General features: G+C 43.7%; 6 protein-coding genes. 3 read left to right on the top strand and 3 right to left on the bottom strand.

Annotated elements, in window-relative coordinates:
• Positions 1-744: RDD family protein (locus tag QZY09_RS11465; RefSeq protein ID WP_295672491.1), on the top strand; the 744-nt coding region annotated here is incomplete at its 5' end.
• Here the strand turns inward: QZY09_RS11465 and QZY09_RS11470 are convergent.
• Positions 726-1076, bottom strand: coding sequence for a DUF2752 domain-containing protein (locus QZY09_RS11470; protein WP_295672493.1), 351 nt, complete (start codon positions 1074-1076; stop codon positions 726-728). The two genes, QZY09_RS11465 and QZY09_RS11470, sit on opposite strands and share 19 nt — an antisense overlap.
• A gap of 14 nt (positions 1077-1090) precedes the next feature.
• Positions 1091-1558 (bottom strand): DUF5684 domain-containing protein, encoded by a 468-nt coding sequence (locus tag QZY09_RS11475; protein WP_295672496.1) that lies wholly within the window; start codon positions 1556-1558, stop codon positions 1091-1093.
• 138 nt (positions 1559-1696) lie between these two features.
• Here QZY09_RS11475 and QZY09_RS11480 point away from each other — a divergent pair, with 138 nt between their 5' ends.
• Positions 1697-3124 carry an L-serine ammonia-lyase gene (locus tag QZY09_RS11480; protein ID WP_295672498.1) on the top strand — a complete coding sequence of 476 codons (1428 nt, stop codon included), beginning with the start codon at positions 1697-1699 and terminating at the stop codon, positions 3122-3124.
• A gap of 53 nt (positions 3125-3177) precedes the next feature.
• On the top strand, positions 3178-4479 hold the full coding sequence (locus QZY09_RS11485) for an aminotransferase class V-fold PLP-dependent enzyme (RefSeq protein ID WP_295672500.1): 1302 nt from the start codon (positions 3178-3180) through the stop codon (positions 4477-4479).
• Here the strand turns inward: QZY09_RS11485 and QZY09_RS11490 are convergent.
• On the bottom strand, positions 4476-4863 hold a 388-nt coding region (locus QZY09_RS11490), incomplete at its 5' end, for a GDSL-type esterase/lipase family protein (RefSeq protein ID WP_295672502.1). The two genes, QZY09_RS11485 and QZY09_RS11490, sit on opposite strands and share 4 nt — an antisense overlap.

The raw sequence follows: 4863 nt of genomic DNA on the forward strand, positions 1-4863 counted from the left end.
AATATATATTTGTTTAAAATGGGAATAATCACAGTACATACAACCCAAAACATAGATATAGACTATGAAATAGGGGGCCTTGGCGAACGCATCCTTGCGCGGATAATTGACTTTGCGATTTTTATTCCGTTTTTATTTATCGGCATTTTTTTTAGCATGTCAGGTTCTCAAACCTCCATCATTATTTTTTATGCGGTTTTGGGTTTAATTTTGGTTTTTTATGACCTGTTGTGCGAGGTTTTTTTTAATGGGCAAAGCCTGGGTAAGCGGGCTGTTAAGATACGTGTGATTAGTTTGGACGGTGCCCGGCCTAAATTTAGCCAGTTTTTGTTACGCTGGTTGTTCAGGCTGGTTGATTTTTCCCTGACGGGCGGATTATGCGGACTGGTAACCGCTGCGGTTACCGAAAACGGGCAGCGCGTGGGTGACCTGGTTGCCGGAACTGTGCTTGTAAAAACATCGCCGCGGACAACCATGAACAATATTGCCTTTCCAATTACAGAAAATGCGTATGAACCTGTTTTTGTGCAGGCCGGCGAATTAAACGACAGTGATATCGCATTGATACATGAAGTAATTGCCACTTATTTCAAAAATGGCAACAATCAGCTTGTTTATAATATGGCCGATAAGACCAGAAATTATCTCGGCATATCAATGCCACCGGATATGAACAGTATGCAGTTTTTGCAAACTATCATTAAAGATTATACGCACATAACTTCTCAGGCTGATATGTTATAGTGATGGTATATGGACCACAACTTAACACAATAACTTATCAATACGATGCTGCCTGTTAACACAAACAGCGATTTCTTTACAGTGTCTTTTGAATTATCGAGCTTGAAAATTTTATCAGCGATGCCATAGGAAAAGAAAAGAAGAAGCGGAATAGTTGGCGGGTATAATGCATAACTGGAATGGAAATTACCCTGAACAAGTTGTAATAAAGACCGCTGAAATCCGCAACCCGGGCAGTCTATCCCGGTTAAAGCTTTAAAAGGACATTTCAATAAATGATTTTGCAGCCATTCAATAAAAACTAAATGGCTGCAAAATATTTGTAAGCACATATCAATTTAAAAAATTAAACCTGCGGCGGACTATTAGGGTCCTGGTAGCCCGAAGAATCAAATGGTTGGCGTGGTTTTAAGCCGCCTGCTTCTGCTGCTGATGGGCCAAGGTATTGATAATTGCCAAACCCAAGGATCGGCCAAAAAATAACGCCGAGCAGTACTAAGCCTATAGTAAAACCTTCACTTTGTCCAAAACTTTTGCTTAACAAGTTTAAAGTCCAAACTAGGAAAATAATGTTTACGCAAGGAATAATGAACAAAAAGATCCACCATATTGGTTTCCCCACAATTTCAAGTAATACAATTAAGTTGTAAATCGGGATAATACATGCCCAACCCGGTTTTCCCGCTTTAGCATAAACTTTCCATTGCCCGATAATAACAATTAGCCATACGATAATAATAGGGATTAGCATGGCTGCAAATATGGCCATAATGCCCGCTGCCGCGCCGGCTGATGATGAATCGTAACTTTCCATGTGTTTTTGTTTTTAATTGGATTTTGATTAGGATTTAAATATGATTTGAATGTATCAATTCTATTTTGAATTTTCAAACTTTTAAGTAAAAAAACTGCTATACGATGAAAGGTGTTCATACAATTATACCTTTGCTTCATGCAAAGAGAGCAGATTTCTGTATTTGATATTTTCAAGATCGGCATAGGCCCTTCAAGTTCGCATACCCTTGGCCCCTGGCGTGCTGCGCAGCAATTTGTACAATCACTTATGGATAAAGGAGCACTTGAACTTGTTGAAGAGGTAAAAATTTTGCTTTACGGATCTCTTGCCAAAACGGGCAGGGGGCATGGTACCGATATCGCCATCCTGTTAGGTTTAAGCGGCGATGACCCGGTGACTTTTGAAGTTGACCAGGTGATCCCAAAAACGGCGGAGATCCAGAAAACAGGCAAGCTGCTGCTTAGCGGAAGACAGGAAGTGATATTTTATGAAGCGGAAGACCTTTTATTCCTGTTAAACGAAAGCCTGCCTTTTCATCCCAACGCGGTCACTTTCCAGGCATTTCTGTTAAACGGCTCAGCCATTTCCGAAACTTATTATTCTATCGGGGGTGGTTTTGTGGTTAAAGAAGGCGGGCATGGGCAAACAAAAACCGAAGTTGATTTACCTTTCCCGATTGAAACGGCTAATAACCTGCTGCACTGGTGCATTAAAACCGGGCTCAAAATATCAGAAGTGGTGTTGGAGAACGAGTCGGCATGGCGCACCGAACAGGACACGCGTAACGGCGTGCTCAATATTTTTAAAGCCATGAAGGAATGCATCTACCGCGGTTGCCATACCACAGGGTATCTGCCAGGGGGCTTAAATGTAGCCAGGCGAGCCGCGAGTTTGAACAGGAGACTTATCGGCAACCGGGTTTATACCAATTATGACGAATGGGTGGATGCAGTGCGTGATACCGGCAATGGTTTTCAGAATATACTGGATTGGGTAAGTTGTTTCGCTTTGGCTGTTAACGAGGAGAATGCTTCATTTGGCCGCGTGGTAACTGCCCCTACCAATGGCGCTGCAGGCGTAATACCAGCGGTTTTACAATATTTCCTTGTATTTTGTGATGGTTATGCCGATGAACGGATCATTCAATTTTTATTGACCGCATCCGAAGTTGGCAGCATATTTAAAAAGGGGGCAACGATATCGGCGGCGATGGGTGGGTGCCAGGCGGAGATCGGGGTGTCATCTGCTATGGCTGCTGCGGCAATTACCGAATGCCTGGGCGGCACACAGCGCCAGGTTTTAATGGCAGCAGAGATTGCGATGGAACACCATCTGGGCATGACCTGCGACCCCATTGGCGGCCTGGTACAGGTGCCCTGCATTGAGCGGAATACGATGGGCGCCATTAAAGCTATCACTGCATCACAGCTTGCCTTGCAAACTAATCCGGATAACGCTAAAGTAAGCCTGGATGCGGTAGTTAAAACCATGTGGCAGACAGCTTTGGATATGAATTCAAAATATAAAGAAACCTCAGATGGTGGCCTCGCGATAAACATACCATTGAGTTTGCCGGAGTGTTAGGTAATTTTTATGTTGCAATTTGATTGTTTAGCTGTAAAAGCTTAAATTCGTTCATGACAAATGATCGCCGCGTATTTTTGAAGCAGGCTGCCGCCCTCGCAGGTGCTTTTTCCGTTAATAGTCTTTTTAACCAGGCGCATGCCGCTGATTGGAAACAAGCATCACAAAAAGTTAAGCATCTGAGTGACGCGCAAATAGCGGAAGACGAAGATTTTTGGCGTGTGATTCAGCAGTCGTACACGGTTAATCCCAATATCATCAACCTGAATAACGGGGGCGTATCACCTTCACCGCTGGTAGTACAGCAGGCAGTGGAACGTTATAATCAGTTGTCAAACGAAGGCCCGTCCTATTATATGTGGCGCATCCTCGACCAGGGCCGCGAACCCTTACGAGAAAAGCTGGCTGAACTGGCAGGCACACTGCCGGATGAAATTGCCATTAACCGCAATTCAACGGAAGCGCTAAACACCATGATTTATGGTGTTGACCTTAAGGCCGGCGATGAGGTGATCGGCACCAAGCAGGATTACCCGCATATGATACAGGCCTACCGGAAACGTGCCATCCGCGATGGCATCGTTTATAAACAGATCAGTTTTGATTTCCCGATTGAGGATGATGCCGAAATTGTAAAGGCCTATGAAGATGCGATCACCCCAAAAACAAAACTTATTCATATCACGCATATGATCAATTGGGTAGGGCAAATCATGCCGGTGCAAAAAATAAGCGATATGGCGCATGCCAAAGGCATTGAGGTTTTGGTGGATGGCGCACATTCATTTGGGTTACTAGATTTTAAAATACCCGACCTGCATTGCGATTATTTTGGTACCAGTTTGCATAAATTCCTGTCGGCCCCTATAGGCAGTGGCATGTTGTGGATCAAAAAAGAAAAAATTGAAAATGTTTGGCCCATGGTATGTGGCGATAAACCACATGATGGTGACATCCGTAAATTTGAAGACCTGGGTACCCGCAGTTTCCCGATTGAACAGGGGATAGGCGAGGCCATTAATTTCCATGAAGGCATAGGCAGCAAACGCAAAGAAGAACGGATCCGTTTCCTGAAGAATTATTGGGCCTCAAAGGTTCAGCACATCCCCAAAGTTAAGCTGCATACTTCATTAAACGCCAAATACTCCTGCGCTATTTGCGGTATAAGTATTGATGGGATGACCCCGGGCGAATTGGACAATGCTCTTTTTGAAAAATATAAGATACATACTGTAGGCATAGTTTGGGAAAATATTAACTGCGTCAGGGTAACACCGCATGTGTATACATCGCTGAATGATCTGGATAAACTGGTAATAGCGATAGGAGAAATAGCCGCTAAAGGAAAAAGTTAATTTTTTAATTTGCTGGTCACCAGGGGTTCAAGCAAGTTAGTCCACATCCTGTACATTTTTTTTGACGGGTGTAGTTCGTCGGCTGCGAGTAATGTAGAATCTGTCGCCGCCAGCCGCGAAATATCAGTAACGTTCAGGTAGTTGGCTCCCGCTTGCAATGTCACGCTTTTATTTATATCGTTAAAAAGGTCAATCTGCGGGCCGATCGTACTTTCCTGGCCTTTCGCAAATGGCGTTACTCCCCAATCCGGTATCGACAAAACAAAAACATGGCTGGCTTTACCACCTGTTAAATTAATAGCGGAATTTAATATTTGCGCAAATTTCAATCGGTAATCGCTAACAGTCAGGCCTTGTGCTTCGTCGTTTACGCCAATCATCATG

This window comes from uncultured Mucilaginibacter sp. (assembly GCF_903913935.1).
In the GTDB taxonomy this organism is placed as follows: domain Bacteria; phylum Bacteroidota; class Bacteroidia; order Sphingobacteriales; family Sphingobacteriaceae; genus Mucilaginibacter.

Coding starts and splice junctions, on each gene's coding strand:
- QZY09_RS11470 (WP_295672493.1), bottom strand. CDS start 1,076: ATGTGCTTACAAATATTTTGCAGCCATTTAGTTTTTATTGAATGGCTG.
- QZY09_RS11475 (WP_295672496.1), bottom strand. CDS start 1,558: ATGGAAAGTTACGATTCATCATCAGCCGGCGCGGCAGCGGGCATTATG.
- QZY09_RS11480 (WP_295672498.1), top strand. CDS start 1,697: ATGCAAAGAGAGCAGATTTCTGTATTTGATATTTTCAAGATCGGCATA.
- QZY09_RS11485 (WP_295672500.1), top strand. CDS start 3,178: ATGACAAATGATCGCCGCGTATTTTTGAAGCAGGCTGCCGCCCTCGCA.